Annotated in this window: 29 protein-coding genes and 1 riboswitch; of the genes, 21 read left to right on the top strand and 8 right to left on the bottom strand. The window is 64.7% G+C overall.

The features are described from left to right. Window positions 1–34: 34 nt before the first annotated feature. Both ACIQT2_RS02235 and ACIQT2_RS02230 read left to right on the top strand, forming a co-directional pair. Window positions 35–1,372 carry an ammonium transporter gene (locus ACIQT2_RS02235; protein ID WP_400330487.1) on the top strand — a complete coding sequence of 446 codons (1,338 nt, stop codon included), beginning with the start codon at window positions 35–37 and terminating at the stop codon, window positions 1,370–1,372. After that, entirely contained in the window at window positions 1,369–1,707 is a 339-nt protein-coding gene (locus ACIQT2_RS02230; RefSeq protein ID WP_017199639.1) for a P-II family nitrogen regulator, read from the top strand. The genes ACIQT2_RS02235 and ACIQT2_RS02230 overlap by 4 nt, the downstream gene beginning before the upstream one ends. Before the next feature lie 122 nt (window positions 1,708–1,829). On the opposite strand, the gene ACIQT2_RS02225 is transcribed toward ACIQT2_RS02230, so the two are convergent. Beyond that, a complete protein-coding gene (locus ACIQT2_RS02225; RefSeq protein WP_402943182.1) occupies window positions 1,830–3,230 on the bottom strand; it encodes a glucose-6-phosphate dehydrogenase in 1,401 nt (466 codons plus the stop codon). 111 nt (window positions 3,231–3,341) lie between these two features. On the opposite strand from ACIQT2_RS02225, the gene ffh reads away from it, so the two are divergent. Next, complete coding sequence (gene ffh, locus ACIQT2_RS02220; RefSeq protein ID WP_400269101.1) at window positions 3,342–4,919, top strand: signal recognition particle protein; 1,578 nt, start codon at window positions 3,342–3,344, stop codon at window positions 4,917–4,919. Between the two features lie 59 nt (window positions 4,920–4,978). Beyond that, window positions 4,979–5,701 (top strand): alpha/beta fold hydrolase, encoded by a 723-nt coding sequence (locus ACIQT2_RS02215; protein ID WP_402943178.1) that lies wholly within the window; start codon window positions 4,979–4,981, stop codon window positions 5,699–5,701. Here the strand turns inward: ACIQT2_RS02215 and thiC are convergent. Then, entirely contained in the window at window positions 5,684–7,507 is a 1,824-nt protein-coding gene (gene thiC / locus ACIQT2_RS02210; RefSeq protein ID WP_402943175.1) for a phosphomethylpyrimidine synthase ThiC, read from the bottom strand. The two genes, ACIQT2_RS02215 and thiC, sit on opposite strands and share 18 nt — an antisense overlap. Further along, window positions 7,502–7,609: riboswitch (TPP riboswitch) on the bottom strand. Its footprint overlaps the gene before it by 6 nt. Before the next feature lie 85 nt (window positions 7,610–7,694). On the opposite strand from thiC, the gene ACIQT2_RS02205 reads away from it, so the two are divergent. The 17 genes from ACIQT2_RS02205 to ACIQT2_RS02125 all read left to right on the top strand — a co-directional run bounded on the left by ACIQT2_RS02205 (window position 7,695) and on the right by ACIQT2_RS02125 (window position 21,028). Beyond that, window positions 7,695–8,777 (top strand): amidohydrolase family protein, encoded by a 1,083-nt coding sequence (locus ACIQT2_RS02205; RefSeq protein WP_402943172.1) that lies wholly within the window; start codon window positions 7,695–7,697, stop codon window positions 8,775–8,777. Between the two features lie 78 nt (window positions 8,778–8,855). Further along, window positions 8,856–9,728, top strand: coding sequence for a VOC family protein (locus tag ACIQT2_RS02200; protein WP_402943170.1), 873 nt, complete (start codon window positions 8,856–8,858; stop codon window positions 9,726–9,728). A gap of 97 nt (window positions 9,729–9,825) precedes the next feature. After that, window positions 9,826–10,281, top strand: a complete 456-nt coding sequence (locus ACIQT2_RS02195) for a hypothetical protein (protein ID WP_402943167.1) — start codon at window positions 9,826–9,828, stop codon at window positions 10,279–10,281. 227 nt (window positions 10,282–10,508) lie between these two features. Further along, a complete protein-coding gene (gene rpsP / locus ACIQT2_RS02190; protein ID WP_017199647.1) occupies window positions 10,509–10,928 on the top strand; it encodes a 30S ribosomal protein S16 in 420 nt (139 codons plus the stop codon). A gap of 1 nt (window position 10,929) precedes the next feature. Beyond that, entirely contained in the window at window positions 10,930–11,172 is a 243-nt protein-coding gene (locus ACIQT2_RS02185) for an RNA-binding protein (RefSeq protein WP_347107714.1), read from the top strand. 130 nt (window positions 11,173–11,302) lie between these two features. Next, complete coding sequence (rimM, locus tag ACIQT2_RS02180) at window positions 11,303–11,848, top strand: ribosome maturation factor RimM (RefSeq protein ID WP_400330505.1); 546 nt, start codon at window positions 11,303–11,305, stop codon at window positions 11,846–11,848. Continuing rightward, window positions 11,845–12,645 (top strand): tRNA (guanosine(37)-N1)-methyltransferase TrmD, encoded by an 801-nt coding sequence (trmD, locus tag ACIQT2_RS02175; protein ID WP_402943162.1) that lies wholly within the window; start codon window positions 11,845–11,847, stop codon window positions 12,643–12,645. The genes rimM and trmD overlap by 4 nt, the downstream gene beginning before the upstream one ends. Before the next feature lie 250 nt (window positions 12,646–12,895). Next, window positions 12,896–13,249: a 50S ribosomal protein L19 gene (rplS, locus tag ACIQT2_RS02170; protein WP_090818948.1), complete on the top strand. Its 354-nt coding sequence runs from the start codon at window positions 12,896–12,898 to the stop codon at window positions 13,247–13,249. Window positions 13,250–13,328: 79 nt separating this feature from the next. Then, the gene (gene lepB, locus ACIQT2_RS02165) at window positions 13,329–14,003 is read left to right on the top strand and encodes a signal peptidase I (RefSeq protein WP_402943159.1); all 675 of its coding nucleotides are present in this window, start codon (window positions 13,329–13,331) and stop codon (window positions 14,001–14,003) included. Continuing rightward, window positions 14,004–14,843, top strand: a complete 840-nt coding sequence (lepB, locus tag ACIQT2_RS02160) for a signal peptidase I (protein ID WP_402943156.1) — start codon at window positions 14,004–14,006, stop codon at window positions 14,841–14,843. Beyond that, entirely contained in the window at window positions 14,844–15,593 is a 750-nt protein-coding gene (locus ACIQT2_RS02155) for a ribonuclease HII (RefSeq protein ID WP_400330515.1), read from the top strand. It begins immediately after the preceding gene. Between the two features lie 83 nt (window positions 15,594–15,676). After that, entirely contained in the window at window positions 15,677–16,012 is a 336-nt protein-coding gene (locus ACIQT2_RS02150) for a DUF2469 domain-containing protein (RefSeq protein ID WP_021470793.1), read from the top strand. 110 nt (window positions 16,013–16,122) lie between these two features. Beyond that, the gene (locus tag ACIQT2_RS02145) at window positions 16,123–16,488 is read left to right on the top strand and encodes a YraN family protein (protein WP_402943754.1); all 366 of its coding nucleotides are present in this window, start codon (window positions 16,123–16,125) and stop codon (window positions 16,486–16,488) included. Beyond that, window positions 16,488–18,029: a YifB family Mg chelatase-like AAA ATPase gene (locus tag ACIQT2_RS02140; protein ID WP_402943152.1), complete on the top strand. Its 1,542-nt coding sequence runs from the start codon at window positions 16,488–16,490 to the stop codon at window positions 18,027–18,029. Before ACIQT2_RS02145 ends, ACIQT2_RS02140 begins: the two co-directional genes overlap by 1 nt. A gap of 49 nt (window positions 18,030–18,078) precedes the next feature. Then, window positions 18,079–19,260 carry a DNA-processing protein DprA gene (gene dprA / locus ACIQT2_RS02135; protein WP_402943752.1) on the top strand — a complete coding sequence of 394 codons (1,182 nt, stop codon included), beginning with the start codon at window positions 18,079–18,081 and terminating at the stop codon, window positions 19,258–19,260. Window positions 19,261–19,353: 93 nt separating this feature from the next. After that, the gene (locus ACIQT2_RS02130; RefSeq protein WP_402943750.1) at window positions 19,354–20,250 is read left to right on the top strand and encodes a tyrosine recombinase XerC; all 897 of its coding nucleotides are present in this window, start codon (window positions 19,354–19,356) and stop codon (window positions 20,248–20,250) included. Window positions 20,251–20,524: 274 nt separating this feature from the next. Next, entirely contained in the window at window positions 20,525–21,028 is a 504-nt protein-coding gene (locus ACIQT2_RS02125; protein WP_397325874.1) for a DUF3145 domain-containing protein, read from the top strand. Window positions 21,029–21,106: 78 nt separating this feature from the next. Here ACIQT2_RS02125 and ACIQT2_RS02120 read toward each other — a convergent pair whose 3' ends face one another. The 6 genes from ACIQT2_RS02120 to ACIQT2_RS02095 all read right to left on the bottom strand — a co-directional run. Continuing rightward, window positions 21,107–22,342, bottom strand: a complete 1,236-nt coding sequence (locus ACIQT2_RS02120) for a beta-ketoacyl-[acyl-carrier-protein] synthase family protein (RefSeq protein ID WP_400330550.1) — start codon at window positions 22,340–22,342, stop codon at window positions 21,107–21,109. A 132-nt stretch (window positions 22,343–22,474) separates the two neighbouring features. Continuing rightward, on the bottom strand, window positions 22,475–22,720 hold the full coding sequence (locus ACIQT2_RS02115) for an acyl carrier protein (protein ID WP_011692310.1): 246 nt from the start codon (window positions 22,718–22,720) through the stop codon (window positions 22,475–22,477). Window positions 22,721–22,836: 116 nt separating this feature from the next. After that, window positions 22,837–23,898: a beta-ketoacyl-ACP synthase III gene (locus tag ACIQT2_RS02110; RefSeq protein WP_402943149.1), complete on the bottom strand. Its 1,062-nt coding sequence runs from the start codon at window positions 23,896–23,898 to the stop codon at window positions 22,837–22,839. After that, a complete protein-coding gene (locus ACIQT2_RS02105; RefSeq protein WP_402943146.1) occupies window positions 23,895–24,824 on the bottom strand; it encodes an ACP S-malonyltransferase in 930 nt (309 codons plus the stop codon). The genes ACIQT2_RS02110 and ACIQT2_RS02105 overlap by 4 nt, the downstream gene beginning before the upstream one ends. Window positions 24,825–24,912: 88 nt before the next feature. Beyond that, a complete protein-coding gene (locus ACIQT2_RS02100; RefSeq protein WP_400330559.1) occupies window positions 24,913–26,157 on the bottom strand; it encodes a PucR family transcriptional regulator in 1,245 nt (414 codons plus the stop codon). Between the two features lie 170 nt (window positions 26,158–26,327). Beyond that, a partial coding sequence (locus ACIQT2_RS02095; RefSeq protein ID WP_402943143.1) for a hypothetical protein occupies window positions 26,328–26,537 on the bottom strand: 210 nt, incomplete at its 5' end.

Genomic DNA, 26,537 nt, shown 5'->3' with positions numbered 1-26,537 from the left:
GAACCGCAGTATTAGCAAGAGAGGAACGTGCACCATGGAACTTACCGCAGGTCACGTATGGGTCATGGTGGCGGCGGCGCTCGTGCTGTTCATGACACCTGGATTGGCATTCTTCTACGGTGGCATGACGCGTGCCAAGGCAGCCCTGAACATGATGATGATGAGCTTCATTTCCATCGGCATCGTCGGCGTCGTATGGGTGCTGTGGGGGGCATCCATGAGCTCCGGCGAAGGCTTCCTGCAGATCGTCGGCAACCCGTTCGCCACCTTCGGACTTGAGGGCGCCGGTTCCACGCCGGACGCGCTGATCAAGATCGGCTACGCAGCAACCTTCGCGATCATCACGGTGGCCCTCATCAGTGGCGCCATCGCAGACCGCGCCAAGTTCGGCGCCTGGACCCTCTTTGTCCCCGTGTGGGTCACCTTGGTTTACTGCCCGCTGGCCTACATGGTCTGGGGCGGCGGCCTCTTCGGCCCTGACGGCGCAATCGGCCAGGCCCTGGGCCACGCGATCGACTTCGCCGGTGGCACCGTGGTCCACATCAACGCCGGTGTTGCGGCCCTCATCCTTGTCCTGATCATCGGCAACCGCCGCGGCTTCGGCAAGGATCCCAACCACCGGCCGCACAACATCCCCTTCGTCATGCTGGGCGCTGCCATCCTGTGGTTCGGCTGGTTCGGCTTCAACGGCGGTGCAGCTGCCACGGCCGAGCAGGGTGGCCTGATCTGGATCAACACTCTCGCAGCTCCCGCCGCAGCCATGATCGGCTGGCTCATCACTGAGCGTATCCGCGACGGCCACCCCACCTCCCTCGGCGCAGCCTCCGGTGTTGTGGCCGGCCTCGTGGCCATCACCCCGGCCTGTGCAGACGTCAGCCCCGTTGGCGCCCTTGGCCTCGGCGTGGTTGCCGGTGTGGCTTCGGCCCTGGCAGTCGGCCTCAAGTTCCGCTGGGGCTTCGATGACTCCCTCGATGTTGTTGGCGTCCACTTGGTTTCCGGCATCATCGGTACCGTGGCCCTCGGCTTCATCGCAGTCCCCAGCGAAGGTGTCACCCCGGGCGGCCTCTTCTACGGCGGCGGTTTCGCCCAGCTGTGGGCGCAGCTCGCAGTGGCAGGCATCGCCATTGTCTTCTCGGCCGTCATGACCCTCATCATCGCCCTGGCCATCCACAAGACCATGGGCTTCCGGGTCTCCACGGAGCAGGAGAACGTGGGCGTGGACCTCAGCCTGCACGCTGAAACCGCCTACGAGTTCGGCGTCAGTGGCCACGGTGGCAGCTTCCAGCCACTGCATGACCTGGTCACCGGCAAGTCCGAGGCAGCTGCAGAAACCAAGACCCCCGCCGCCGGCAAGGAGAGTGTCCAGGCATGAAACTCATCACCGCGATCGTCCGTCCGGAAAAGCTCGAAGCAGTCCGGGAAGGCCTGGAAGCCTACGGTGTCCAGGGACTGACGGTCAGTGCAGCAAGCGGCTACGGCCGGCAGCGCGGCTACACCGAGGTGTACCGCGGAGCCGAGTACAACGTGGACCTGCTGCCCAAGATCCGGATCGAGGTCCTTGCCACGGACGAGCAGGCAGACGACATCCTGGATGTCCTGATCGCCAGTTCCAACACCGGCCGTGCCGGTGACGGCAAGGTCTGGACCGTGGATGTCTACGAAGCAGTACGGGTCAGGACCGGTGAGCGCGGCGCCGCCGCCATCTAGGCACTGCGCCGCCGCCATCTAGGACCCGCCAATGGAAAGGGGCCGGATACCTTCAGGTATCCGGCCCCTTTTGCGTGCGGTGCCACCGGCGGAGGACGACGACGGCGGGACGCCGCGACTGCCTAGGCGTCGCCGTTGGCGGGCCAGCCCGCCGGCCCTGCGCTGCCGGCGTCGTACGATTCCAGCGGGACGGTGCCACGCGACCAGGAGCGCAGGACTGGTTCGACGATGCGCCAGCAGTCCTCGGCAGTGTCCCCGCGGACGGACAACAGCGGATCCCCGGTGAGGATGCCTTCCAGGACTTCGCCATAGGGCAGCAGGTCCGGGGCGTTCAACTCCGCCACGAGGCTGGCCCGGTCCAGGCTGAAGATGTCGCCCGGGCCGTTCACGTCCACATCCAGTTCCAGGACATCGGGTCCAAAGCCGATCCGGAGCTGGTTGGGGGAATCGACGCCGGAGAAGCCCGTGGGAAGGTGCGGAACGGGCCGGAAGGTGATCACGGCTTCCTTGCGCTTGCGGCCGATGGCTTTGCCGGAACGGAGGATGAACGGGACGCCTTGCCACCGCCAGTTGTCCACGCTGACCTCCACCTCGGCCAGCGTTTCCGTATTCCGTGCGGCGTCCACGCCTTCTTCGGCCGTGTAGTCCGGCACGGCCCGTCCGCCCAGGGTTCCCGCACTGTACCGGGCGCGACGCGTGCTCTTCGCATACGGTGCCTTCACGGTACTGGCACGCAGCACGGTGGCGATGGCATCGCGAAGGTCCCGCTCATGGAGGGTGGCGGGGGCATCGAGGGCCAACAGCGCCAGGACCTGGAGCAAGTGGCTCTGGATCATGTCCCGCAGGGCGCCGGCACCGTCGTAGTAGCGTGCCCTGCCCTCGAGGGCAAGGTCTTCATCGAAGACGATCTCCACTTTCTCGATGTGGTTGCGGTTCCACACCGGCTCCAGGAAACGGTTGGCGAAGCGCAGGCCAAGGATGTTGAGCACGGTCGCCTTGCCCAGGAAGTGGTCCACGCGGTGGACGTGGTCTTCGGGCACCAGGGTGGCCAGGGTCTTGTTGAGTTCCCGGGCGGATTCTTCACCGGAACCGAACGGCTTCTCCATCACCAGGCGGGTTCCCGTGGGTAACTGTTCGCGGCGGAGGACCTCGCAGGCTTTCTGGCTGATGTGCGGCGGCAGGGCGAAATAGATGGCAACCGGTCCCTCCAACTGTCCCAGGAGGTCTGCCAGCGGACCATCCGCCGTGACGTCCACCTGGTGGTAGCTGGTGGATCCGGCCACGGCGGTGAGGGATTTTTTGCCCGTGGCGTCGGCTTTGGAGGCCGCCGCCGCGAAGGCCCCGTCCACCCGCTTCCGCCATTGGTCCGGAGTCCAGGGGTCCGATCCGGCGCCAACCAGCCGAAGACCGGCCGCACGGCCCGTGGCGAGGAGCCCGGCGAGGCCCGGCAGGAGCAGGCGGCCGGTCAAGTCGCCGGAGGCTCCGAGGATGAGCAACGTTTTCACAGTTGTTTTGTCGGTCACCGTGCCAGCATGCCATCTTGGAAGCGTGACTTGATACCCTAGATAGTCGAGTCCCCTCCGGTGTGCCGCATTGGCCGCCATCCGAAGACCATCGAAAGAAGTGCGCGGCGCGTGTTCAATTCACTCTCTGACCGGTTGACAGCAACCTTCAAGAACCTCCGTGGCAAGGGGCGTCTCTCCGAAGCGGATGTCGACGCCACCGTCCGTGAGATCCGCCGCGCCCTGTTGGACGCGGATGTTGCCGTGCCCGTGGTCCGCGAGTTCACCTCACGGATCCGTGAGCGGGCGCTCGGTGCCGAAGTTTCGGCAGCGCTGAACCCGAGCCAGCAGATCGTGAAGATCGTCAACGAGGAGCTCGTGGAGATCCTCGGTGGCGAAACACGCCGCATCCGCCTGGCCAAGAACGGCCCCACCATCATCATGCTGGCCGGCCTCCAGGGTGCCGGCAAGACCACCCTTGCGGGCAAGCTGTCCAAGTGGCTCAAGGCCCAGGGCCACAGCCCCCTGCTGGTGGCCTGCGACCTGCAGCGCCCCAACGCCGTCACCCAGCTCCAGGTGGTGGGCCAGCGCGCAGGTGTTCCGGTCTTCGCGCCGCATCCCGGTGCCACCTCGGAACTTGAGCACCCCGCGGGGGATCCCGTGGCCGTTGCCCAAGCCGGCGTGGCGGAAGCCCGCCAGAAGCTGCACGACGTCGTGATCGTGGACACCGCCGGACGGCTCGGCGTCGACGCCGAGATGATGGACCAGGCGAAGCGGATCCGCCAGGCGATCATCCCCAACGAGGTCCTCTTCGTCATCGACGCCATGATCGGCCAGGATGCCGTCAACACGGCCATGGCCTTCGACGAGGGCGTCAACTTCACCGGCATCGTGCTGTCCAAGCTCGACGGCGACGCCCGCGGCGGTGCCGCGCTCTCCGTTGCGTCCGTGACGGGCAAGCCGGTCATGTTTGCCTCCACGGGTGAAGGCCTCGACGACTTCGAGCTCTTCCACCCGGACCGCATGGCCTCGCGCATCCTGGACATGGGCGATGTCCTGACCTTGATCGAGCAGGCGGAGAAGGCCTGGGACAAGGACGAAGCGGCCCGGATGGCGAAGAAGTTCGCCGACCAGGAAGACTTCACGCTGGACGACTTCCTGGCCCAGATGCAGCAGATCCGCAACATGGGCTCCATGAAGAAGATGCTCATGATGATGCCTGGCGCCCAGAACATCCGCCAGCAGTTGGAGAACTTCGACGAGCGTGAGATCGACCGCGTCGAGGCGATTGTCCGTTCCATGACTCCGCACGAGCGCGTTGCGCCCAAGATCATCAACGGTTCGCGGCGGGCCCGTATTGCCCGGGGTTCCGGTGTCCACGTGTCCGAGGTCAACGGCCTGTTGGAGCGGTTCGGCCAGGCCCAGAAAATGATGAAGAAGCTTGCCCAGGGTGGAGGCATGCCGGGTATGCCCGGGATGCCAGGTCTGGGTGGCCCCGGCGGCGGCCGCAAGGGCGGCAAGAACGCGCCCAAGAAGAAGGCACGTTCCGGCAACCCGGCCAAGGCCGCGCAGGAATTGCGCGATGCCGAGGCAAAGCGGGCCGCAGCGGCTTCTGCACCGAAGGGCGCCGCTTTCGGCCAGGGTGCTGCGGACTTCGATCCGTCCTCGCTGAACCTGCCCAAGGGCTTCGACAAGTTCCTGGGCAAGTAGCCAGGTCCAGCCCAACTGCCGGCCGGTTGGATGTCGGTGCCGGGGAATAGGCTGATCCAATGCACAAGCAGCGCGTAGTTTTTGTCCATGGATTGGGCAGTTTCGGCGCGGCGGCGTGGCCGAAGCAACATGGCATGGCCTTGGACTACGACGCCCTGTTCCTGCGCCGCCACGGGTTCCACCCCGTGGCGGAACCCGAGGAATCGGATGTGGCTGCCGACGTCGCAATCCTGCTTGATTCGCTGGCCAGCTCCGGCGGTGGGCACGTGGTGGCACACGAGCAAGGCGCCATCTCCGCCATGCTTGCGGCGGTGGAGCGCCCGGACCTGGTGCATTCCCTGGTCCTTGTTGAGCCTGCGTGCCTGTCCCTGACAGCGGAGTTGCCCGCCACGGCTTCACACCGTGCCCTCATGGAACCGCTTTTCGAGGTCCGGAACCAACTGAACGACGCCGACTACGAACGCGAATACTTCCGGCGTGCTTTTTCCGCCGAGGCCGGCGGGCAGGAAACACCCGAGGCCAGGCGTTCCGCCAGGAGGCTGCGACTGCAGGCACCCCCGTGGGAAGCGCAACTGCACATCGTTCCGGGAGTACCTACCTTGGTCCTCACAGGCGGTTGGGAACCGCTCTACGAGGAGATCGCAGCCTATCTGCAGGAAACCGGTGCCCTCCGCTGCGCGGCGGCTGGAGGGCACCGGCCCCAGGACTCGGCGGATGGAGACCGGATCATCCGGAAGTTCATCGCCGAGGTTGGGCGGGCCAGCTCAGTTCGCGCGTCCTGACCCTGCAGGCACCTGCAGCTCGGGCAGGTAGACCTTGCCTCCTGCCGCGAGGAACTCCTGGCTCTTTTCCCGCATGCCGCTGTACATGTCCGCAATCGCTGCCTGGGCTTCGGCAGAACCGTATTCATCCCGGATGTCCTGGCTGATGCGCATCGAGCAGAACTTGGGTCCGCACATGGAGCAGAAGTGTGCCGTCTTGGCCGGTTCGGCCGGAAGCGTCTCGTCGTGGAAGGATTCCGCGGTTACCGGGTCCAGGGACAAGGCGAACTGGTCCCGCCAACGGAATTCGAAGCGCGCCTTGGAGAGGGCGTCGTCGCGTTCGTTCGCACCGGGATGTCCCTTGGCGAGGTCCGCGGCATGGGCTGCGATCTTATACGTGATCACACCCGTCTTGACGTCGTCCTTGTTGGGCAGGCCCAGGTGTTCCTTGGGAGTCACGTAGCACAGCATGGCCGTGCCGTAGCGGGCAATCTCCGTGGCTCCAATGGCCGAGGTGATGTGGTCGTAGCCGGGCGCGACGTCCGTCACGAGGGGTCCCAGGGTGTAGAACGGGGCGCCCTTGCACAATTCCTGCTGCCGTTCCACGTTCTCCCGGACCAGGTGGAACGGGATGTGCCCCGGCCCTTCCACCATGACCTGGACGTCGTACTCCCATGCACGCTGGGTCAGTTCGGCCAAGGTGTCCAACTCGGCGAACTGCGCGGCATCGTTGGCGTCGGCGGTGGCACCGGGACGCAGTCCGTCACCGAGCGAGAACGCGACATCGTACTTGGCGAAGATTTCGCACAGCTCATCGAAGTGGGTGTAGAGGAAGTTCTCCTCGTGGTGGGCCAGGCACCAGCCCGCCATGATGGAGCCGCCACGCGAAACGATTCCCGTCACCCGGTTGGCCGTCAGCGGAACGTAGCGAAGGAGGACCCCCGCGTGGATCGTCATGTAGTCCACGCCCTGTTCGCACTGCTCAATCACCGTGTCACGGAAGATCTCCCAGGTGAGTTTGTTGGCTTCGCCGTTGACCTTCTCCAGCGCCTGGTAGATGGGAACGGTGCCGATGGGAACGGGGGAGTTCCGGATGATCCACTCGCGGGTGGTGTGGATGTCATCACCGGTGGACAAGTCCATGACGGTGTCTGCGCCCCATTGGGTGGCCCACTGCAGCTTGTCGACTTCCTCGGCGATGGAGCTGGTCACGGCTGAATTGCCGATGTTGGCGTTGATCTTCACCAGGAACGCCTTGCCGATGATCATCGGCTCGGACTCAGGGTGGTTGATGTTATTCGGGATGATGGCGCGGCCGGCCGCTACTTCGCTGCGAACCAGTTCGACGTCGCAGTTTTCCCGCAGCGCCACAAAGCGCATTTCCGGGGTCACGATGCCTTGCCTGGCATAGTGCATTTGCGTGACGGTCCTGCCTTCGATGGCGCGGAGGGGAACGGGCTGGGCACCCTTCCATTCCGCCGAGGCCGCCCCACGGCGGACAGCCGACTTGCCGTCGTCGAGCAGGTTGCGTTCGCGGCCGCTGTAGCTTTCCGTGTCCCTGCGTTCTTCAATCCAGGGCTGCCGGAAAGGACGCAGGCCCACTACCGGGTCGCTGCCTGGCCCGGCGGTGCGGTACACCTGCAAGGGAGCGTTGGCCTGGCCGTTCGGCGATGGTTCCAACGCGATTTCGGTGACCGGTACGCGGATGCCGTGGCGGGGATCTTCCAGCCAGGCCAGCGAATGGGACTTCAGCGACTGCGTGACCGTCTCTTCTGCCGTCGCAGACTGGTTTTGGGCAGGGCTGTGCTGTGTTTCTGTGGTGCTCAAGGATTACTCACTTCCTTCGCCGGCATTACCCGGACAGGTTCAACGGTCGCAGACTGCCTCAGCCCGATCTCAGCCCCTGCAAGGGCCCCCGTGTGGTCGTAGACGAAGCTACCACAGCTCCCCGGGTGGTCCCAGTCACAAGCCATCCGGCAGGGCGTGGCTCGAGGGGGAGCACTAGGCTTTTGCCATGGCGAACATCATCGAATTCACCGGTCCCGTGCTGCTCGGAGCCGAGGACGAGCGCCGGGGGCTATGGTCCGTGGATGGCCTGCTGACGTTCATCCGGCCCGCGGCCCGGCCGGACGCCGTGCTGGATGGCTGGGTCCTCCCTGGTTTCGTGGACGCCCACTGCCATATCGGCCTCGGCCCGGGCGGATCGGTGGACGAGGCGACCACCTTGGCCCAGGCGCAAACCGACCTCGCCGCCGGCACGCTGCTGATCAGGGACGCCGGTTCACCCAGCGATACCCGTTGGGCCCAGCAGCGCAATGATCTCCCGCGGCTCATCCGGGCAGGGCGGCACATCGCGCGGAGCCGCCGCTATCTTCGAGGCCTGGGCCACGAGGTGGAGCCCGATGAGCTGGTGGAGACAGTGCGCAAGGAAGCCCGCGCCGGCGATGGCTGGGTCAAACTGGTGGGCGACTGGATAGACCGTGGCGTTGGAGACCTAGCCCCGTCATTTCCTGCTGCCGTGGTCAAGGATGCCATTGCTGCCGCGCACGACGAAGGGGCCCGCGTGACCGCGCACTGCTTCGCCGAAGACACCGTGGACCAGATGCTCGACGCCGGCATTGACTGCATCGAGCACGCTACCGGTCTCTTGCCGCGGCATGTGCCCCGTTTGGTGGAGCAGCTGGTGCCGATCGTCCCCACGCTGGTGAACATCGCTACTTTTCCGGACATCGCCGCACAAGCAAGGCCCAAGTTCCCCGACTATGCGCAGCACATGACTGCCCTGTGGGAGCGGCGCCGCGAACGCGTCCTGGAGGCCTTCGAAGCAGGAGTCTCCATCTACGCGGGTACGGACGCCGGGAGCGTCATCAACCACGGCCGTATCGCGGACGAAATGCAGGAACTGCACGACGCCGGCCTGCCGCCTGCCGCTGTGCTCAACGCTGCCACTTGGGGCGCCCGTGAGTGGCTGGGAGCCGACGCCATCAGCGAAGGCGCGAGTGCCGACGTCGTGGTTTGCGCTGCTGATCCGCGGCAGGAGCTGGCCACAGTCCACAAGCTGAAGAGTGTGGTGTTGCGTGGAACGGTGATCCGCTAGGAATAAATTGAAGCTTCAAGTAATTTAGATAAGTAGAACGCGCCGAACAGCGGCCACCTTCATTACCGGGAGTTTCATATGACCACCTCATCCACCCAGGACCTGCTGCCTGCCGAACTCACCATGGGCACGGTGATGCTCAAGGTCGGCGACATGAAAGTCATGAGCGACTACTACCAGCGCGCCCTGGGTCTCCAGGTGGTGGCGGAGCAGGACGGCGGAGTGTATTTGGGCCGCTTGGGCAAGCCTGTGGTCCACCTTGCCCCCGCTGCCGGCCTTCAGGTCCCCGGTCGGGGCGAGGCGGGCCTCTTCCACACGGCAATCCTCTTCGAAGACCAGCCGTCTTTGGCCGCCACGATCGCGACCGCCGCGCAGTACGAGCCGCGGGCCTTCGTTGGCAGCGCGGACCATTTGGTGAGCGAAGCTTTCTATTTCACCGATCCCGAAGGCAATGGCATCGAGCTGTACTACGACAAGCCCCGCGAGGTCTGGCGGTGGGACGGGAAGAACGTGGTGATGGATAACGTGGCGCTTCCGCCGCAGGCCTACCTCCAGCAGTACCTGAGTGAAGAGGCTGTGACCGGACAGGCCCGGGCCGGCGCGGGGATCGGGCATGTCCACCTGCAGGTGGGTGACGTGGCCACGGCGCAGAAGTTCTACGTGGACACCCTCGGCTTCGAGCGGACGGCCGGGTGGCATGGCCAGGCGCTGTTCGTTTCGGCCGGCGGATACCACCACCACATGGCGATGAATGCGTGGAACAGCCGCGGCGCAGGACCGCGCCGCGACACCCTGGGCCTCGGTGAAGTGTTGATCGAAGTCCCTGGAGACGACGACGTGCAGGCCCTGGCTGACCGCCTCAAGGTCGCCGGGCTGCAGAGCCACCACACCGGGAAGGAACTGCGTTTCGAAGACCCTTGGCGGAACCACTTGCGGGTTGCCGTCCGCTAAGGGCGTGTCGCGCCGGTCGGGTGCCTGCTGCACTAGGCTGGGCAGTGGCGGGAAGGGGGCCTGCGGGTCCGTTTCCGCGACTTGTCAGCATGACGGAATGAGAGTAGTTCCCATGGGCTTTGCCGAAATTTTTGCAGCCACCCACGACGAAGCACTTAAGCGGGCCGCGGCCCTCGAAGGCGGCGCCGACGTCGCCGGGTCCGCCGTCCGGATCGATGGCATCACTGATTTCGAAGTTGAACAACTGGGCGATCTTGCCGGGCAGGCTGTGCATGCAGCCGGCGCCGATTACGAGCTGGCGTTGGTGGACGTCACCAGCGACGCGCTTCTGGGCGTCCCCGAGGCCATGGTGCGCGCGCTGGCCGAACTCCTCACTTATGAAAGCGAGGGCGACGGCAATGTCCTGGATGACGTCGCAGCCGCCTGGGCGGAGCAGGATGACATGCCGTTCGACGCAACCGCATCCCGTGGCTACGTCCAGCAGCTCGCCGCGCTGGCCACGGATGTGGAGAACGCGGACCGGGCCGGACTCTACGTCTGGTCGGTTGCCTGATCCTTTCACCACCTTGTGCCGTTGCCGGTGGGTGGGCAACGGCACACCGGGCTGGACCGGCCAAGTCGTAATTGCGCGTCCCATCTGGCACAATGGACAGGTACTCGATCGGTGCGGCCCCTCTCTCCGTGCACGTATCTTGTCCTTCGAACCCCTTAGTATGGCCCGCCCCACGGGTGCAGAACCTCGGGTTCACCCTCGTTTCAGAAACAGGAGTGACCACAAAAGTGGCCGTAAAGATTCGCCTTAAGCGCTTCGGTAAGATGCGCGCACCGTACTACCGCATTGTCGTCATGGATGCCCGCGCCAAGCGCGATGGCCGTGCCATTGAAGAAATCGGCAAGTACCACCCCACCGAAGAGCCGTCGTACATCGAGGTCGCCTCCGAGCGTGCACAGTACTGGCTTTCCGTTGGCGCCCAGCCCACTGAGCAGGTTGCTGCGATCCTCAAGATCACCGGTGACTGGCAGAAGTTCAAGGGCCTGCCTGGCCAGGAAGGCACCCTGAAGACCAAGGCTCCGAAGGAAGCTTTCGTGGCTCCGGAGAAGGGTTCCGTCATCATTCCGGAAGCCATCACCAAGAAGGCCAAGAAGGACGAAGCCGAGGCTCCGGCCGAGGCTGAAGCAGAGACCACCGAGGCTGAGTAACTTGCTGGCAGAAGCGCTCGAGCACCTGGTCCGTGGGATCGTTGACAGTCCTGAGGACGTCAAGGTCAGTGCCAAGAACAACCGCCGCGGGGAATCCCTCGAGGTGCGCGTTCACCAGGACGACCTCGGCCGGGTAATCGGCCGCCAGGGACGCACCGCCCGTGCCTTGCGCACGGTGGTTGCAGCTTTGGCTGGTGGCGATCAGGTCAGGGTCGACGTCGTCGACACCGACCGTCGCCGGTAACGCGCTCAGCATCATTTGCCTTAGGTCCGGCCCCTTCACCGAATATGGTGGAGGGGCCGGATTGCTTTATCGAACAATCCAGCTGCCGCAGCCATCCGGCCTGCGGTCAAACCAGAATTCAGAGGAACCCATGCAGCTCCAGGTGGCACGGATCGGCAAACCCCATGGCATCCGCGGCGAAGTCACAGTCCAGGTGCTGACCGATGCTCCGTCCGAACGCTTTGTGGCCGGCACGGAATTCCTGGTGGAGCCCGCTTCCTCAGGACCGCTCACCGTCCGCAGCGCGCGTTGGAACAAGGAGATCCTGCTCCTCGGCTTCGAAGAGATTGCGGACCGCAACGCGGCCGAACTCATCCGCGGCGCCAAGCTCTTCATCGAGACCGAAGACCTCGACGAGGACGCCGAAGAGGGCTGGTACGAGCACGAACTCGTTGGCCTGCAGGCCCGGGTGGGAAACCACGCCGTAGGCAAGGTAGCGGCGCTGAATACCATGCCCGCGCAGGACCTCCTGGTAGTGGAGGGCCAGGATGGCAAGGAAATCCTGATCCCCTTCGTGGACGAGATCGTTCCCGAAGTGAACATTGAGGAAGGCTACATCCTCATCACCCCTCCGGCCGGCCTGTTTGAGATCAACGACGATTCAGCAGGAGAAGCCAACGGGGAGTCTCCTGAATGAGGATCGACGTCGTCAGTATTTTCCCGGAGTACCTTGCTCCGTTGGAACTCTCCCTCATTGGGAAGGCCCGCCAGGACGGCATCCTGGAGCTGAACGTGCACGATCTCCGCTCGTTCACCACAGACCGCCACCGCACCGTGGACGACACCCCGTATGGTGGTGGCGCGGGCATGGTCATGAAGCCCGAACCATGGGCGCAAGCCTTGGAATCCGTAGCGCAGGGTGGCGCTGCGAAGCCTGTCCTCATTGTGCCGTCGCCCGCAGGGGAACGGTTCACGCAGGCGTTGGCCTATGAGCTTGCCGAGGAAGAGCAGCTTGTCTTCGCGTGCGGGCGGTACGAAGGAATCGACGAGCGGGTCATCGATTGGTCCCGCGACCATTTCACCGTCAGGCCCGTCAGCCTGGGCGACTACGTCCTCAACGGTGGCGAGGTGGCCGTGCTGGCCATGGTTGAAGCGATCGGACGGCTGCTGCCGGGGGTAGTGGGCAACCCGGAGTCGCTCGTGGAAGAGTCGCACTCGGACGGCCTTCTCGAATATCCGGTGTACACCAAGCCTTCCGCGTGGCGGGACCTCGATGTCCCGGAGATTCTCCTGAGCGGAAACCACGGCAAGATCGCCCAGTGGAGGCGGCACGAGCAATACCGCCGTACCGCTGAACGCCGGCCGGACCTCCTGGCGGAGTTCGACGCGTCCGGCCTGCCCCGCGCCGACCGCGCTGCCTTCGCGGAACTGGGGTACGACGTCGTGGATGGCCGCCTCCGTGCCCGCGGTGCTGACGAGGACGAAAGCCGCTGACCGCCGTCGTGCATTCCACCCGGTGATTGGCCGGATTCTGCCGCATGTGGCAGAATTAACCCTTGTGTCTACTGGGCTGGCGCCTGCCACAGGGGGAGCTTGGCCAACAGTTGGACAACCGGCGACGCCAATCAGTGGCGAAGCCGGCCACGATGAATCTTCGGCGGAAATTTCCACGGGCCACCGTGCCCCGGGCTTGTCCGCCGTGACCCAAAGTGAATGACCTGTGGCGTTCACCAGGAGTGGATTAATGCATATCCTCGATAGCGTAGATGCAGCTTCGCTGCGCAGCGATGTTCCGGAGTTCCGCGCGGGCGACACCCTCAAGGTTCACGTCAACATCATTGAAGGCAAGAACTCCCGTGTCCAGGTATTCCAGGGCTTCGTCCTGGGCCGCCAGGGTGACGGCGTTCGCGAAACCTTCACCGTACGCAAGGTTTCCTTCGGTGTCGGCGTAGAGCGTACCTTCCCGGTACACTCCCCGATCATCGACAAGATCGAGGTCGTCACCAAGGGTGACGTCCGCCGCGCCAAGCTCTACTACATGCGTGCACTGCGTGGTAAGGCTGCGAAGATCAAGGAAAAGCGCGACTTCGCCAAGTAAGTCCACCAACTTACGCAACGGGTCCAGGATTCGTGCCCGGGGTTCCGGAGCAATCCGCAACGCACCAGGGATACGAATCATGGACACAGCAGAACGCCAGCCCCGGAGACAGGGCTGGCGTTTTGTCGTTCTGGCCCTGGTTCTCGCCATCGCCATCAGTGGACTGGTCCGCTCGCTCTGGATCGATGTCTACTACATCCCCTCCGAGTCCATGGAGCCTTTGCTGGAGACCGGGGACAGGATCCTGGTCTCGCGCACGGCGTTCAACTCCGAGCCGATCGCCCGCGGAGACGTGGTGGTTTTCGACGGGCGGGGCTCGTTTGCTCCCCTCAGCAGCGGCAAAGGGCCATTGGTTGATGCCGTGGATGCCGCCGGCCAATGGTTCGGGCTCACGGGCAGCGATACCACCTACGTCAAAAGGGTCATTGGGGTGCCCGGGGACCACGTCCAGTGCTGCGACGCTTCGGGGGCGCTCACAGTGAACGGTCAGGTACTTGCGGAACCCTATGTTTACCCGGGGGACGAACCCAGCAAGCAAAAATTCGATGTGGTTGTTCCGGCGGGGCGCCTCTGGCTCATGGGCGACCACCGGTCACGCTCTGCGGATTCCCGCGGATTGCTTGGGGCTCCCGGCGGGGGAATGGTCCCCATGGACCGGGTGATCGGGCGTCCGGTCCAGATCATCTGGCCTCTTGATAGATTTGCAGAGATGCCTCGCCCCGCGCAGGCCGACCCATCGAAGAACGGACAGTAAATGCCGGACAGAGTTCCAGAGAATCCCGAGAGGCACGACGACGACGCGCGGCTCTTGGACGGAACGGCCAGTGCCGGTGGGGCTGGGCATGCGGTGCCTCATGACGGGGCAGTGCCAGAGGATGACGCTGCGACCACCACGGAAGAGGAGACCGGGCCGCGTCCCAACGTCTTCCTCGTCTGGCTCAAGGAAATCGTCACGGTAGTGGCCATCGCCCTGGTGCTGTCGTTCCTGTTGAAGACCTTCCTTTTCCGGGCCTTCTACATCCCCTCCGAGTCCATGGAAAGCACCTTGGATGTGAATGACCGCATCTTCATCAACTTGTTGGTGCCCGGCCCCTTCGACCTCCAGCACGGCGATGTGGTGGTCTTCAAGGACACCCAGGGTTGGCTGGCGCCTACTGAAAAGAAACCCGCCGGGCCCATGGACTGGGTGGGGGACAGCCTGGAATTCGTGGGTCTGATGGCCGACGACAACGAGCAGCACCTGGTGAAGCGCGTGATTGGCCTTCCCGGAGACCACGTGACGTGCTGCGATGCCGGGGGCAGGCTCAGCATCAACGGTGTGCCGTTGGACGAGACCTACATCAACCCTGCCGAGACGCCCAGGCCCGAACAGTTCGACATCGTGGTGCCCGAGGGCAAGGTGTGGGTGATGGGTGATAACCGCAACCACTCAGCCGACTCCCGGAGCCATCAGGAGATGAACGGCGGGTTCGTCAACATCGAGGACGTAGAAGGCAAGGCGACAGTGATCGCGTGGCCCGTCAACCGATGGACCGTCCTGGACAACTATCCGGACGTCTTCAAGAATGTGCCGGCCGGGGCGTCAGGAAAGTAGATGGCAACCGCTCCAAGCCGAACCAAGGCCAAGGCAGGCAAAGCAAAGGCCAAGCCCGTCAAGAAGGCCGGCCCGGTTTACCCTACGCTCGACGTGGAGCGGTCGTTCCTGGCGTCGGGGGCCCGGCTGCTGGCCGGAGTTGATGAGGTCGGCAGGGGTGCGCTGGCAGGCCCTGTCAGTGTTGGGATCGCCGTGGTGAACCTGGAAGAGCATGGCCTGCTCGCTGACGTGCGGGACAGTAAACTCCTCAAGCCCGAGGACAGGGACCGTTTGGAGCCGCTGGTCCGGGAATGGGCCGTTGCAAGCGCCGTGGGGCATGCTTCGTCAGAGGAAATCGACCAGATCGGCATCATCGCAGCTCTTCGACTGGCGGGCACGCGTGCCTGGTTCGAGATACTCGCCGGAGGCGTCACCCCGGATGTGGTTTTGCTCGACGGCAGCCACAACTGGCTGTCGCCGGCGGTCCAGGCATCGTTGTTCGATGCCGCTCCGGAAGGGCCGGCCTGTGACGCCCCGGTCCATACGCGCGTCAAGGCGGACATGGGTTGCCTGAGCGTGGCCGCCGCCAGCGTGCTGGCCAAGGTGGCACGGGACCGCATCATGGTTGAGCTCCACGCTGAACTACCGGCGTACGGCTGGAACGAAAACAAGGGCTATGCCACGTCTGCCCACCGCGAGATCATCCGTTTGCAGGGACCCAGTCCGTACCACCGGACCAGCTGGCATCTGACAGGACCCGGCGAGCTCTGACGTTGTGGTCCGGCACGGCTTTGCCCGCGTCACAGCTTCGCAGGCTGGCACGTTGCGTCCGGCCAATGGTGCAAGATGGAACCATGAGCGCCGAAGACCTTGAGAACTACGAAACCGACATGGAGCTCCAGCTCTACCGCGAGTACCGGGACGTTGTTGGCTTGTTCAGCTACGTTGTCGAAACCGAGCGGCGCTTCTACCTGGCCAACCATGTGGATCTTCAGGCCCGGAGCGCGGACGGGGAAGTGTACTTCGACCTCACGCTGCAGGATGCCTGGGTGTGGGATGTCTACCGCTCGGCACGCTTCGTGAAGAACGTCCGGGTGATCACGTTCAAGGACGTCAACGTCGAGGAACTCCCGCGCAATGAGGATCTTGCCCTGCCCAAGGATGGCGATCTGGGAGATCTCGGCAACTAGGCCTTTGCCGTTGCACTATTCCTCCACACCACCCGCCTTGCCAGCGTTTCCCACATAGCGTGGACTGAGCCTGCCTCCGCCGGAAACCAGCCGCGATGCTGGAAGCGGAGGTGGTGCTCATGCGAGCAAAAGACATTCTTGGCCGGGAAGGCGAGGCCCTGGCCGCCGCGTTCCTTGAAGACCAGGGCATGCAGGTCCTGGAGCGCAATTGGCGGTGCTCCGAGGGTGAGGTGGACATTGTTGCCCAGGACGGGAAAACCCTCGTAGTCGCGGAGGTGAAAACGCGGCGCAGCCTGGCCTATGGCCATCCTTTCGAAGCGGTGGGTCCGGAGAAACTCGCGCGGCTGCACCGGCTCGCAACACGGTGGGTGCGCGAGCATGGGCTCCCCTCTCTGGGACGCCGGATCGATGTTGTGGGCGTGATCCATGATGGCGCCGGCGAACCGCAGCTTGAGCATCTCCAGGGTGTTGGCTGATGGCCGTTGGACGCAGCTACGGCATAGCCTTGGTGGGCCTTAACGGGTACATCGTCGAAGTGGAGGCGGACATCGGCCAGACACTCCCGGCTTTTGTGATCCTCGGCCTGCCGGACGCCTCCCTCAATGAAGCCAAGGAACGGATACGTTCTGCCGCGCAGAACTCCGGAATTCCCCTCAGCAGGCGGAAGATCACGGCGAACCTGATCCCGGCCTCCTTGCCGAAGCGTGGATCGGGATTCGACCTCGCCATCACCATGGCCGTCCTCCGTGCAGCCGAGGACATCCGTTCCATCAGTGGCACGGTTTTCATTGCGGAGCTGGGGCTGGACGGACGGCTGCGCCCTGTCCGTGGAATCCTCCCTGCCGTCATGGCTGCCGTTGACGCAGGCTTTCCGGAGATCGTGGTTGCGGAAGCCAACGTCGCGGAGGCCAGGCTGGTGCCGGGTGCCAGCGTCAGGGGGTACAAGACCTTGGCACGGCTGGCCTACGACTTCGGAGCGGACCCCAAGAACCTGGCCCTGGACTACGATCCCGCCGGTGACGACACCGCGGAATTCGAGGGGTTCCTGGAAGAGCCGGTACCGGACCTCCGGGACGTGGCGGGGCAGGCTGGAGCCCGCCGGGCACTGGAGGTTGCTGCGGCAGGCGGACACCACATGCTGCTGACGGGTCCACCGGGTGCGGGAAAGACCATGCTGGCGGAGCGGCTGCCCGGGCTGCTTCCGGACTTGTCTGACACGGCATCCATGGAGGTCACCGCCATCCATTCACTCGCTGCCATCCGATCATCCGCGGTCCGGCTGATCCGCCGGCCTCCTTTTGTGAACCCGCACCACAGTGCCACACCGGCAGCCGTCATTGGCGGAGGCTCCGGGCTTCCCCGGCCAGGAGCGGCCTCCCGTGCCCACCGTGGCGTCCTGTTCCTTGACGAGGCGCCGGAGTTTGAACGACGTGTCCTGGACGCCTTGCGGCAGCCGCTGGAGAGTGGGGAACTGGTCATCCACCGATCGGCCGGCACGGCTGCTTATCCTGCCCGTTTCCAGCTCGTCCTGGCCGCCAACCCGTGTCCGTGCGGCAAGGCCTCAGGCAAGGGAATGGAGTGCAGTTGTACGGCGATGATGCGGCGACGCTACTTTGGCCGGCTCTCCGGACCGTTGTTGGACCGGGTGGACATCCAGCTGCAAGTGGAACGCGTGTCGTTGGCCGATTTCGGAAAGACGGGGTGCGAGGAATCCACCGGCGTGGTGGCCCGACGCGTGACCGCGGCCAGGAACCGCCAATCGTGCCGTCTCGGCCCCCTCGGTTTCGAAACCAACTCCCAGGTCCCCGGCCGCATCCTCCGGGGTGACCTGCGGCTGGGTCCAGGAACAACCAGGGTCCTCGATACTGCCCTGGAACGTGGCCTTCTCACAGCACGGGGCTATGACCGGGTGCTCCGCCTGGCCTGGACCCTCGCGGACCTGGACCAAAGCGACTCGCCGCACCCTGACCACATCGGACAGGCCCTGGGCCTCCGGCAAACGAATGCAACAACCTGATCACGCGGAAACTCCTGGAAGGAAGCAAGCCTTGGGCGTAGTGGGAAACATGGACAGGGAACGGATTGCCAGGGCGGCGCTGTCGCGCCTGATGGAGCCTCAGGATTCGGTGGGACTGGCACTGGTTCATGCCGTAGGCGCCTTGGACGCGCTGGGTATCGCAACCGGTGAGCTGACTGCGGGCGCTGCAGTCGAGCGTGAGGTCACGGTATTGCTGTCACAGGACGGGAACCTGGCCTCGTGGCCGGGACTGGGTGCGAGCCTGCGCCGATGGGCGCCCAGGGTCGCGGATCTTGCACCGGAACGTGACCTGGAAACCATGAAACGGCTCGGCGGGCGTGTGGTTGTTCCCGGAGATGAGCTATGGCCCGGTCAATTGGCGGACCTCGGTTTGCAGGAACCGCTGTGCCTTTGGTGGCGGGGACAGGAAGAGCCTGTCGCTCCAGCACGGCAGAGCATCGCGTTGGTGGGATCGCGGGACAGCACCAGCTATGGTGCAGCGGTGACGGGAGACCTCGCCTATGGCTTGGCCCAGCGGGGCTTCACGGTGGTCTCGGGCGGTGCGTATGGGATCGACGCCCATGCGCACCGGGGGGCCCTTAATGGCGGGGCGGCGGCCATCCCCACCATCGCCGTCATGGCCGGGGGAGTGGACCGCTTCTACCCGGCAGGCAACGAGGACCTCCTGAGGGCAGTCGCCAACCAGGGGGCCGTGATGGCCGAAGTGCCCCCGGGCTCGGCCCCCACCCGCTACAGGTTCCTGCAACGCAACCGCATCATTGCCGCCTTGGCTTCGGTCACGGTGGTGGTGGAAGCCCGGTGGAGATCGGGAGCGCTGAACACCGCCCACCATGCCGAAACCCTTGGACGAGTGGTGGCCGCAGTCCCGGGCTCCATCCACAGCGCCAATTCGGCAGGCTGCCATCGCCTGCTGCGCGACGGCGGCGCCGTTTGCGTGACGGACGTAGGCGAGATCGCCGAACTGTCCGGCCGGAGCGGCGAACAGTTGGCCGGGGACAAAGAAGGGCCGAACCAGCCACACGACGGCTTGTCGCTCGAGGATCTCATCCTCCTGGACGCCCTGCCGTTGCGTTCAGGCAGCTCGGTGGAGAAGCTCGCCGTCGTTGCCGGGCTCAGTCCCGATGCAGTCAGGGCCGGGTTGGGGCGTTTGGAACTCCTGGGCTTGGCCGGCTGCGAGAGAGGCGCCTGGAAACGGACGCGGGGCGCGTGACCTGCCTCGGCGAAGGGCATTGTCCTGCGCTTCAAACACGGCGCTGTCTGGCACAGTTGGAGGGTGGACCGAGAAACTTTGCCAGAAGCCTTGATGCAGGCCGCCGGAGGATTCGAACGGTACTTGCGGGCGGAGCGGGCGCGCTCCGGGCACACCGTCCGCGCGTACCTGTCCGACGTCGACAGCCTGCTGGGGTTCGCGGCCTCGGAAGGGGTGGCGGAACTGCCACAGCTGGAGCTGGGGACGCTCAGGCGGTGGCTTGGTGCCCAAAGCGAGTCCGGGCTGGCCCGGACCACCTTGGCGCGCCGCGCCGCCACCGCACGTTCCTTCACCAAGTGGGCCCTGCGGGAGGAACTCATTGCCAAGGACCCTGCCCTGCGGCTCCAGGCCCCCAAACGCGCCAAGACACTGCCCGGAGTCCTGCAGGAACAGCAAGTCACCAGGATGGTCAGTGACCTCGGAGAGGCAGCCGTCCAGGGAGGCCCCATGGCGGTCCGCAACCGCGCCATGGTGGAACTCCTCTACGCAACAGGCGTACGCGTCGGCGAGCTGGTGGGATTGGACATCGATGATGTCGATCCCGACCGGCGCACACTCAGGGTCCTGGGCAAGGGAAACAAGGAGCGGACGGTTCCCTTCGGCGTCCCGGCTGCCGTGGCACTCGATGACTGGCTGCGCAAGGGCAGGCCTGAGGTGGTGACGTCAGGCAGTGGTCCTGCGCTGTTCCTCGGCGTCAGGGGGAACCGGGTGGATCCCCGCCAAGTCAGGAGCGTGGTGGGCGCACTCCTGAAGGCACTGGGAGATACCTCCGCCACCGGACCCCACGCTCTGCGCCACAGTGCTGCCACACATCTGCTCGATGGTGGGGCGGACCTCCGTGCAGTCCAGGAAATCCTGGGTCACAGCAGCCTGGCCACCACCCAGATCTACACCCACGTCTCTGTGGACAGGCTGCGGAAGAGTTATCAACAGGCGCATCCGCGGGCTTGAATGACGCCAAAATGCCGGCACAGACGCGGGCGCATTACCTGCACTGGCGGAAAAGGAAGGTGTACGGCAAAATGAAAGCACCACGGGCGAACCTTCAATTTATGGTTGAGGGTTGAATCTGTGCCAGAATCGAGCAAAAGCATTCATCAGTTTGGGGAATGGCTGCGGATAAATAAATAGCTTGCACAAAGGTCTTGACGGGTCATCGCAAGGTCAACAGCACTATCCAGCAGAGGTCGTTGGGGAAGACGTACCTACAGCTATGGAGGATGGAATGTCTGTTGCAACAACCCGCGGTGTCCTGTTCGTGCACTCGGCGCCAACGGCGCTGTGCCCGCACGTCGAGTGGGCCATTGGATCGGTCGTTGACAAGCGAACCGATCTTGAGTGGACCCCGCAACCGGCTGCGCCCGGAATGTTCCGCGCTGAGTTGTCCTGGACCGGCAAGCCCGGCACCGGGGCCCAGTTGGCGTCCGCTCTTCGAGGCTGGGCACACCTGCGTTATGAAGTGACCGAAGAACCGAGCCAGGGTGTGGACGGCGCCCGTTGGTCCCACACCCCTGAACTTGGGATCTTCCACGCAGTCACGGATGTCCACGGAAACGTCATGGTCACCGAGGACCGTATCCGCTACGCCTACGAGTCCGGCGCAGGTGACCCCTCAGCGGTTTACCATGAGCTCTCCCTTGCCCTCGGCGAAGCCTGGGATGAAGAGCTGGAACCGTTCCGCCATGCGGCCGAGGGTGCTCCCGTGCGCTGGTTGCACCAAGTGGGCTAGGCAGCCCTCCACCCAACCCCATAGCAAAAAGCAGGGCCCCACCGAAAATGGTGGGGCCCTGCTTCGCGTCGGGGGCTGCTAGGCGTTCCGCACGGCGATAACCGCGTTGTGGCCGCCGAAGCCGAACGAGTTGCTGAGGGCAACGATGTCGCCGGCGGGCAGGTCACGCACTGACGTCACGACGTCGAGCGGGATTTCCGGATCCTGGTTCTCCAGGTTGATGGTTACCGGTGCCTTGCGCTCGTAGACAGCCAAGACCGTCAGGACCGCTTCCACGGCACCAGAGGCGCCCAGGAGGTGGCCCATTTGGGACTTCGTAGCCGAGACGGCCACATTATCAACGTGGGTGCCAAGGGCCGCCCGCAGCGCCGTGTACTCGGGCTTGTCGCCGACAGGAGTGGACGTTGCGTGCGCGTTGACGTGGACCACGTCTTCGGCCTGGATACGGCCATCAAACATGGCGGCTTTCAGGGCGCGGGTGGCCCCCAGGCCTTCGGGGTCGGGAGCGGTGATGTGGTAGGCGTCAGCCGTGACAGAGGTTCCGGCAAGCTCTGCGTAGATGCGTGCGCCGCGGGCGATCGCGTGCTCTTCGGCTTCCAGTACCAAAGCACCGGCACCTTCGCCCATGACAAAGCCATCGCGGTCGATGTCGTAGGGGCGGGAAGCCCGCTCGGGATCGTCGTTCCGGCGGGAAAGCGCCTGCATGGAGGAGAAGGCGGCCAGCGGCATCGGGTGAATGGCCGCTTCCGCGCCACCGCACATGACCACATCTGCCTTGCCTGAACGGATCAGGTCCAGGCCGAGGTGGAGGGCTTCGGTTCCGGAAGCACACGCCGAAACCGGGGTGTGGGCGCCAGCGCGCGCACCAAGGTCAAGGCTCACAGCAGCGGCTACGCCGTTAGGCATCAACATCGGGACAGTCATGGGCAGCACCCTGCGGGGACCTTTTTCCTTCAGGGTGTCCCAGGCATCCAGGAGGGTCCACACGCCACCGATTCCGGTGGCGAAAGCGACAGCGAGGCGGTCGTGGTCGATGTCGTCGATCCCTGCGTCAGCCCAGGCTTCGCGGGCGGCAATGACGCCGAATTGCGTGGAGGGGTCCATGCGCTTGGCTTCGACGCGGCTGAGGACTTCCAGGGCCGGCGTCGAGCACCTGGCAGCAAAGTGGACCGGGAGGTCGTACTTGGAAACCCACTCGTCCCCGAGCGTGTGGGCACCGGAGACCCCTTTCAGCGCGTTCTGCCACATTGTGGGAACGTCGCCGCCGATGGGAGTGGTGGCCCCCAGACCGGTTATGACTACTTTGCGTGCCATGCGATCACTCTCTGTCGGATGAGCCGACCCGGCTGCAGCTTGGTGCGGGGGCGGCTGAAAATCTTTGGGCGGTAGTGCGGCTGTGCCGGGCGCAAGATGACGTACCCTGGCCCGGCACAGCTGGTATCAGGACTAGGCCTGTGCGTTGGCGATGAAGCTCACGGCGTCGCCGACGGTCTTGAGGTTCTTGACCTCTTCGTCGGGGATGCGGACGCCGAACTTTTCTTCGGCGTTGACCACGATGGTCATCATGGAGATGGAGTCGATGTCCAGGTCCTCGGTGAAGGACTTGTCCAGTTCGACGGCTTCGGTGGCGAGGCCGGTCTCTTCGTTGACGATTTCAGCCAGGCCGGCCAGGATTTCTTCGTTGCTAGCCATGATCGGCTCCTTTTCTTGTTGTGCCGGCTGCTGCCGGAAAGGGGGTCAAACCGCGGTTACGGTTTGGGTTTGTAAGTCATATTCAATTGGCTGGAGGGCATTGGGCCGGTCCAGGATTACGGCAGAACGACCACCTGGGCGCCAAAGACCAGGCCGGCGCCGAATCCGATCTGCAAAGCCAGGCCGCCGCTGAGTCCAGGGTTTTCCTGGAGCAGGCGGTGGGTGGCCAAGGGGATCGACGCGGCGGACGTGTTGCCTGCTTGGGCAATATCGCGTCCGATCATGACGGTCTCCGGAAGCTTGAGCTTCTTGACCATCTCGTCGATGATGCGCATGTTGGCCTGGTGCGGAATGAAGGCGGCGAGATCGTCCGCCTCGATGCCCGCAGCATCCAGTGCCTGCTGCGCAACTTTGGCCATCTCCCACACAGCCCAGCGGAAGACCGTTTGGCCGTCCTGGCGAAGTGTCGGCCAAACATCCTGGGTGGCCGAAAGGATGGCCGGGTCATCGATCTCGTCGGAGTGACGGGCGGATTCGCCCAGCTTCTTGACATCCTCCAGGGAGTGGGTCATACCAATGGCGTCCCACTTGCTTCCATCGGAGCCCCACACGGAGGGTCCAATGCCGGGGGTGTCGGAGGGGCCGACCACGACGGCGCCGGCGCCGTCACCCAGGAGGAAGGAGATGGTGCGTTCATGGTTGTCGATCACATCGGAGAGCTTCTCCGCGCCAACCACCAGGACGTAGGTGGCTGCACCCGAGCGGACCAGTGCGTCTGCCTGGGCAACGCCATAGCAGTAACCCGCGCAGGCGGCTGAGATGTCGAAGGCGGGTGCCGGCGTCGCGCCCAATCGGTCGGTGAGCGCAGCGGCAGCTGAAGGCGTGGCGTAGGGGTGGGTGACGGTGGAGACAATGACCGCACCCAGCTGGGACGGTTCGATGCCGGCCTGGGCGAGTGCTTCGCGGGCGGCGCCTTCAGCCATGTCGATGACGCTGACGCCTTCGGCCGCCCGGTGGCGCGTAATGATGCCGGTGCGCTGGCGGATCCATTCGTCGGAGGAATCGATCCACTGGCAGACGTCCTCGTTGGTGACAATGACATCCGGCCGGTAGGCGCCGATGCCCAGGATCCGGGTGTTCTCCTGGACGGGAGCCTGCTTCAGTACGGGCGTGCTCATGCCTCTCCCTCCAATTCAGCGAACAGTGCCAATGCCGCGGACAGGTCTTCGGGGGTCTTGACGGCCACGGTCTTGACGCCGGGCATGCCGCGTTTGGCGAGGCCTGCAAGGGTACCGGCCGGAGCCAGTTCGATGACGCCCGTGACGCCCCGTTCAACCAGGTTCTCCATGCAGAGGTCCCACCGGACCGGCCGGGAAACCTGGGCGATAAGGCTTTCGACGGCCGCCGAACCTGCGGTTACTTCCTTGCCGTCGTAGTTGGACAGCAGGGGAACCGAGGGGTCCTGCGGGGACAGCGATGGTTTAAGGGCTTCCAGCGCACTGACCGCGGGAGCCATATGCGAGGTGTGGAAGGCGCCAGCGACCTTCAGGGGAATGACGCGGGCCTTCGCGGGCGGATTATCCGCGAGGGCTTTGAGCTGTTCAAAGGTACCCGCGGCGACGGTCTGGCCTGCGCCGTTGACGTTGGCAGGCGTTGCGCCGGAGGCTTCGATTGCGGCGAGGACGTCTGCAGGGTCGCCGCCCACTACGGCGCTCATGCCGGTGGGGGTGACTGCCGCGGCGGCCGCCATGCTGTTGGCACGTTCGCGGACGAAAGTCATGGCTTCCTCTTCGGTGAGGACACCGGCCAGGGCGGAGGCAGTGATTTCGCCAACGGAGTGCCCGGCGAGGATGACCGGAAGGGTGCTGAGTTCGACGTCGAACAACGACTTCGCGGCGACCAAACCTGCAGCGACGATCAGTGGCTGCGCCACTGCGGTGTCCTTGATGGTCTCTTCATCGGAGGTGGTTCCGTGGGCCTTGAGGTCGATGCCTGCGATCTCGCTCAGGGCGGCCAACTGGCCTTCAACGGAGGGGAGTTCCAGCCAAGGGGCCAGAAATCCTGGGGTCTGGGAGCCCTGTCCAGGGCAGACGATTGCAAGCACGTATCCAGCTTTCCAAATTGCCACGTGATCCACTGGTGTTTCGGTACACCAAGCTCACTGGGTCAGTTTGTAGGAAGTCTACAACGGTTCAGTTCTGTGAACGCGATGCGTGACGCTCGGGTGCAGCCTTCGGTTGGGCCGAAAGCCGGCCAACCACCAGGGCTGTTTGTAGCACGAATGCCTCCCTGGGAAGCAGCGGATCCCAGCCCGTCACGTCGCAGACACGCTTCAAACGGTAGCGCACGGTGTTGGCATGGACGAACAATTCGCGGGCGGTGGCTTCCAGTGAATGGCCCAGCTCAAGGTATGTGCCGAGGGTTTCCACCAGCCCGTTGGAAGCGGCGAGGAGGGGGCGGTAGATGTTTTTGATCAGTGAGCGCCTGGCGGCATCGTCACCGGAAACAACCCGCTCCGGGAGGAGATCATCCGCCGCTACCGGCCTCGGCGCCGAGGGCCACGCCCGGGCAGCGGTGAGGCCCGCGAAAGCCGCCTGGGCAGAGCTGCTGGCCTCCAGCAACGATCCCGCTTCCGGGCCATAGACCACTGCACCGGGGGCGAAAAGTTCACTGAGTTTGACGTAGGCGGTGTCACGGTCCTGGACCCCGCCAAGGATCAGGATCAGTCGGTCGCCTTGGATGCCCACCAACGCGTCTTCCGCGAAGCGCCCGGCCGTGCGGCGGAGCTCGCTGACGTAGCTGGCGCTGGGTTCCGACGGCGAGTTCCCCACCATCACGGTGAAGCGCTCCTGCGCTTTCCAGCCGAGGGCGGCGATCCGGGAACGCAGGGCGTCGGTGTTTTCGCCGCGAAGGATGGCGTCCACAATCAGGGCTTCCAAGCGGGTGTCCCAGGACCCGCGGGATTCCGCGGCGCGGGCGTAGACGTCCGCGGCGGCGAACGCGACTTCGCGCGAGTAGCGCAGCACTGCTTCGCGAAGGGAGGGCTGGTCCGGTTCCGGTGCGATGACCGGTACCTGGTCCTCCACGACTTCCACCACGATGCGGATCAACTGCAGGGCTTTTTGAAGGCTGATGGACCGCGTCAGTTCGGTGGGTGCGTTGCCAAAAACGTCAGTGAGGATCCAGGACGGCGAACTGGGCCGCTCGTACCAGGTCACGAACGCGGCGATGCCGTTCTGGGCCACGAGGCCAAGAGCTGAACGCTCATCCGAGCTCAAGCGGCTGTACCACGGGAGCGATTTCTCGAGCTGCCGCATGGTAGTGGTGGACAATTGCCCCACGTTGGCGCGGAGTTGCCGCAGCGTTTCGGCCTTTTCCGGCGACACTGCCGCTGCTGCTGCCTTGCGCTTGGTTGTGGTCTTGGTGGGCTCTGCCATGGAATGAGCATACGGCGCATCCCGGGCAAGCTCCATTTGTGCGAAGGCTACAACTTGCGCCGGTCACCGCGGCGGTGTGGCACTGCTGTGTTAAAGCCCGACGGCGGCCCCCACCTTTCGGTGAAAGCCGCCGTGCGGTTGGTGCTGGGTGGGCTGTGGCCCATCCTGGGCTAGGCGTCGCCGCCTGCCCCGCCGGTGGTGCCGGCGTTGACATCCAGGAGCCGGTACTTTCCGATGGCCGTTTCCACTGCGTCAGCTGCGACTTCGCCGTTGGCGGCGAGGAGTTGCAGGGTTTTGGTGACGATGGAGTGGGTGTCGTTTTTGAAGTAGCGGCGTGCGGCTTGGCGGGTGTCGGAGAAGCCGAAGCCGTCTGCTCCGAG

Origin of the sequence: Paenarthrobacter sp. NPDC090522 (assembly GCF_044769225.1) — a bacterium.
Taxonomy (GTDB): domain Bacteria; phylum Actinomycetota; class Actinomycetes; order Actinomycetales; family Micrococcaceae; genus Arthrobacter.
Note: the sequence above shows the minus strand (reverse complement) of the source record. Positions and strands in the feature narration are given on the sequence as shown.

Excerpts from the sequence above, each read along its gene's own strand:
- ACIQT2_RS02235 (WP_400330487.1), top strand. The coding sequence starts at position 35 with ATGGAACTTACCGCAGGTCACGTATGGGTCATGGTGGCGGCGGCGCTC.
- ACIQT2_RS02230 (WP_017199639.1), top strand. The coding sequence starts at position 1,369 with ATGAAACTCATCACCGCGATCGTCCGTCCGGAAAAGCTCGAAGCAGTC.
- ACIQT2_RS02215 (WP_402943178.1), top strand. The coding sequence starts at position 4,979 with ATGCACAAGCAGCGCGTAGTTTTTGTCCATGGATTGGGCAGTTTCGGC.
- ACIQT2_RS02205 (WP_402943172.1), top strand. The coding sequence starts at position 7,695 with ATGGCGAACATCATCGAATTCACCGGTCCCGTGCTGCTCGGAGCCGAG.
- ACIQT2_RS02200 (WP_402943170.1), top strand. The coding sequence starts at position 8,856 with ATGACCACCTCATCCACCCAGGACCTGCTGCCTGCCGAACTCACCATG.
- ACIQT2_RS02195 (WP_402943167.1), top strand. The coding sequence starts at position 9,826 with ATGAGAGTAGTTCCCATGGGCTTTGCCGAAATTTTTGCAGCCACCCAC.
- rimM (WP_400330505.1), top strand. The coding sequence starts at position 11,303 with ATGCAGCTCCAGGTGGCACGGATCGGCAAACCCCATGGCATCCGCGGC.
- trmD (WP_402943162.1), top strand. The coding sequence starts at position 11,845 with ATGAGGATCGACGTCGTCAGTATTTTCCCGGAGTACCTTGCTCCGTTG.
- rplS (WP_090818948.1), top strand. The coding sequence starts at position 12,896 with ATGCATATCCTCGATAGCGTAGATGCAGCTTCGCTGCGCAGCGATGTT.
- lepB (WP_402943159.1), top strand. The coding sequence starts at position 13,329 with ATGGACACAGCAGAACGCCAGCCCCGGAGACAGGGCTGGCGTTTTGTC.
- lepB (WP_402943156.1), top strand. The coding sequence starts at position 14,004 with ATGCCGGACAGAGTTCCAGAGAATCCCGAGAGGCACGACGACGACGCG.
- ACIQT2_RS02155 (WP_400330515.1), top strand. The coding sequence starts at position 14,844 with ATGGCAACCGCTCCAAGCCGAACCAAGGCCAAGGCAGGCAAAGCAAAG.
- ACIQT2_RS02150 (WP_021470793.1), top strand. The coding sequence starts at position 15,677 with ATGAGCGCCGAAGACCTTGAGAACTACGAAACCGACATGGAGCTCCAG.
- ACIQT2_RS02140 (WP_402943152.1), top strand. The coding sequence starts at position 16,488 with ATGGCCGTTGGACGCAGCTACGGCATAGCCTTGGTGGGCCTTAACGGG.
- dprA (WP_402943752.1), top strand. The coding sequence starts at position 18,079 with ATGGACAGGGAACGGATTGCCAGGGCGGCGCTGTCGCGCCTGATGGAG.
- ACIQT2_RS02130 (WP_402943750.1), top strand. The coding sequence starts at position 19,354 with ATGCAGGCCGCCGGAGGATTCGAACGGTACTTGCGGGCGGAGCGGGCG.
- ACIQT2_RS02125 (WP_397325874.1), top strand. The coding sequence starts at position 20,525 with ATGTCTGTTGCAACAACCCGCGGTGTCCTGTTCGTGCACTCGGCGCCA.
- ACIQT2_RS02120 (WP_400330550.1), bottom strand. The coding sequence starts at position 22,342 with ATGGCACGCAAAGTAGTCATAACCGGTCTGGGGGCCACCACTCCCATC.
- ACIQT2_RS02115 (WP_011692310.1), bottom strand. The coding sequence starts at position 22,720 with ATGGCTAGCAACGAAGAAATCCTGGCCGGCCTGGCTGAAATCGTCAAC.
- ACIQT2_RS02110 (WP_402943149.1), bottom strand. The coding sequence starts at position 23,898 with ATGAGCACGCCCGTACTGAAGCAGGCTCCCGTCCAGGAGAACACCCGG.
- ACIQT2_RS02100 (WP_400330559.1), bottom strand. The coding sequence starts at position 26,157 with ATGGCAGAGCCCACCAAGACCACAACCAAGCGCAAGGCAGCAGCAGCG.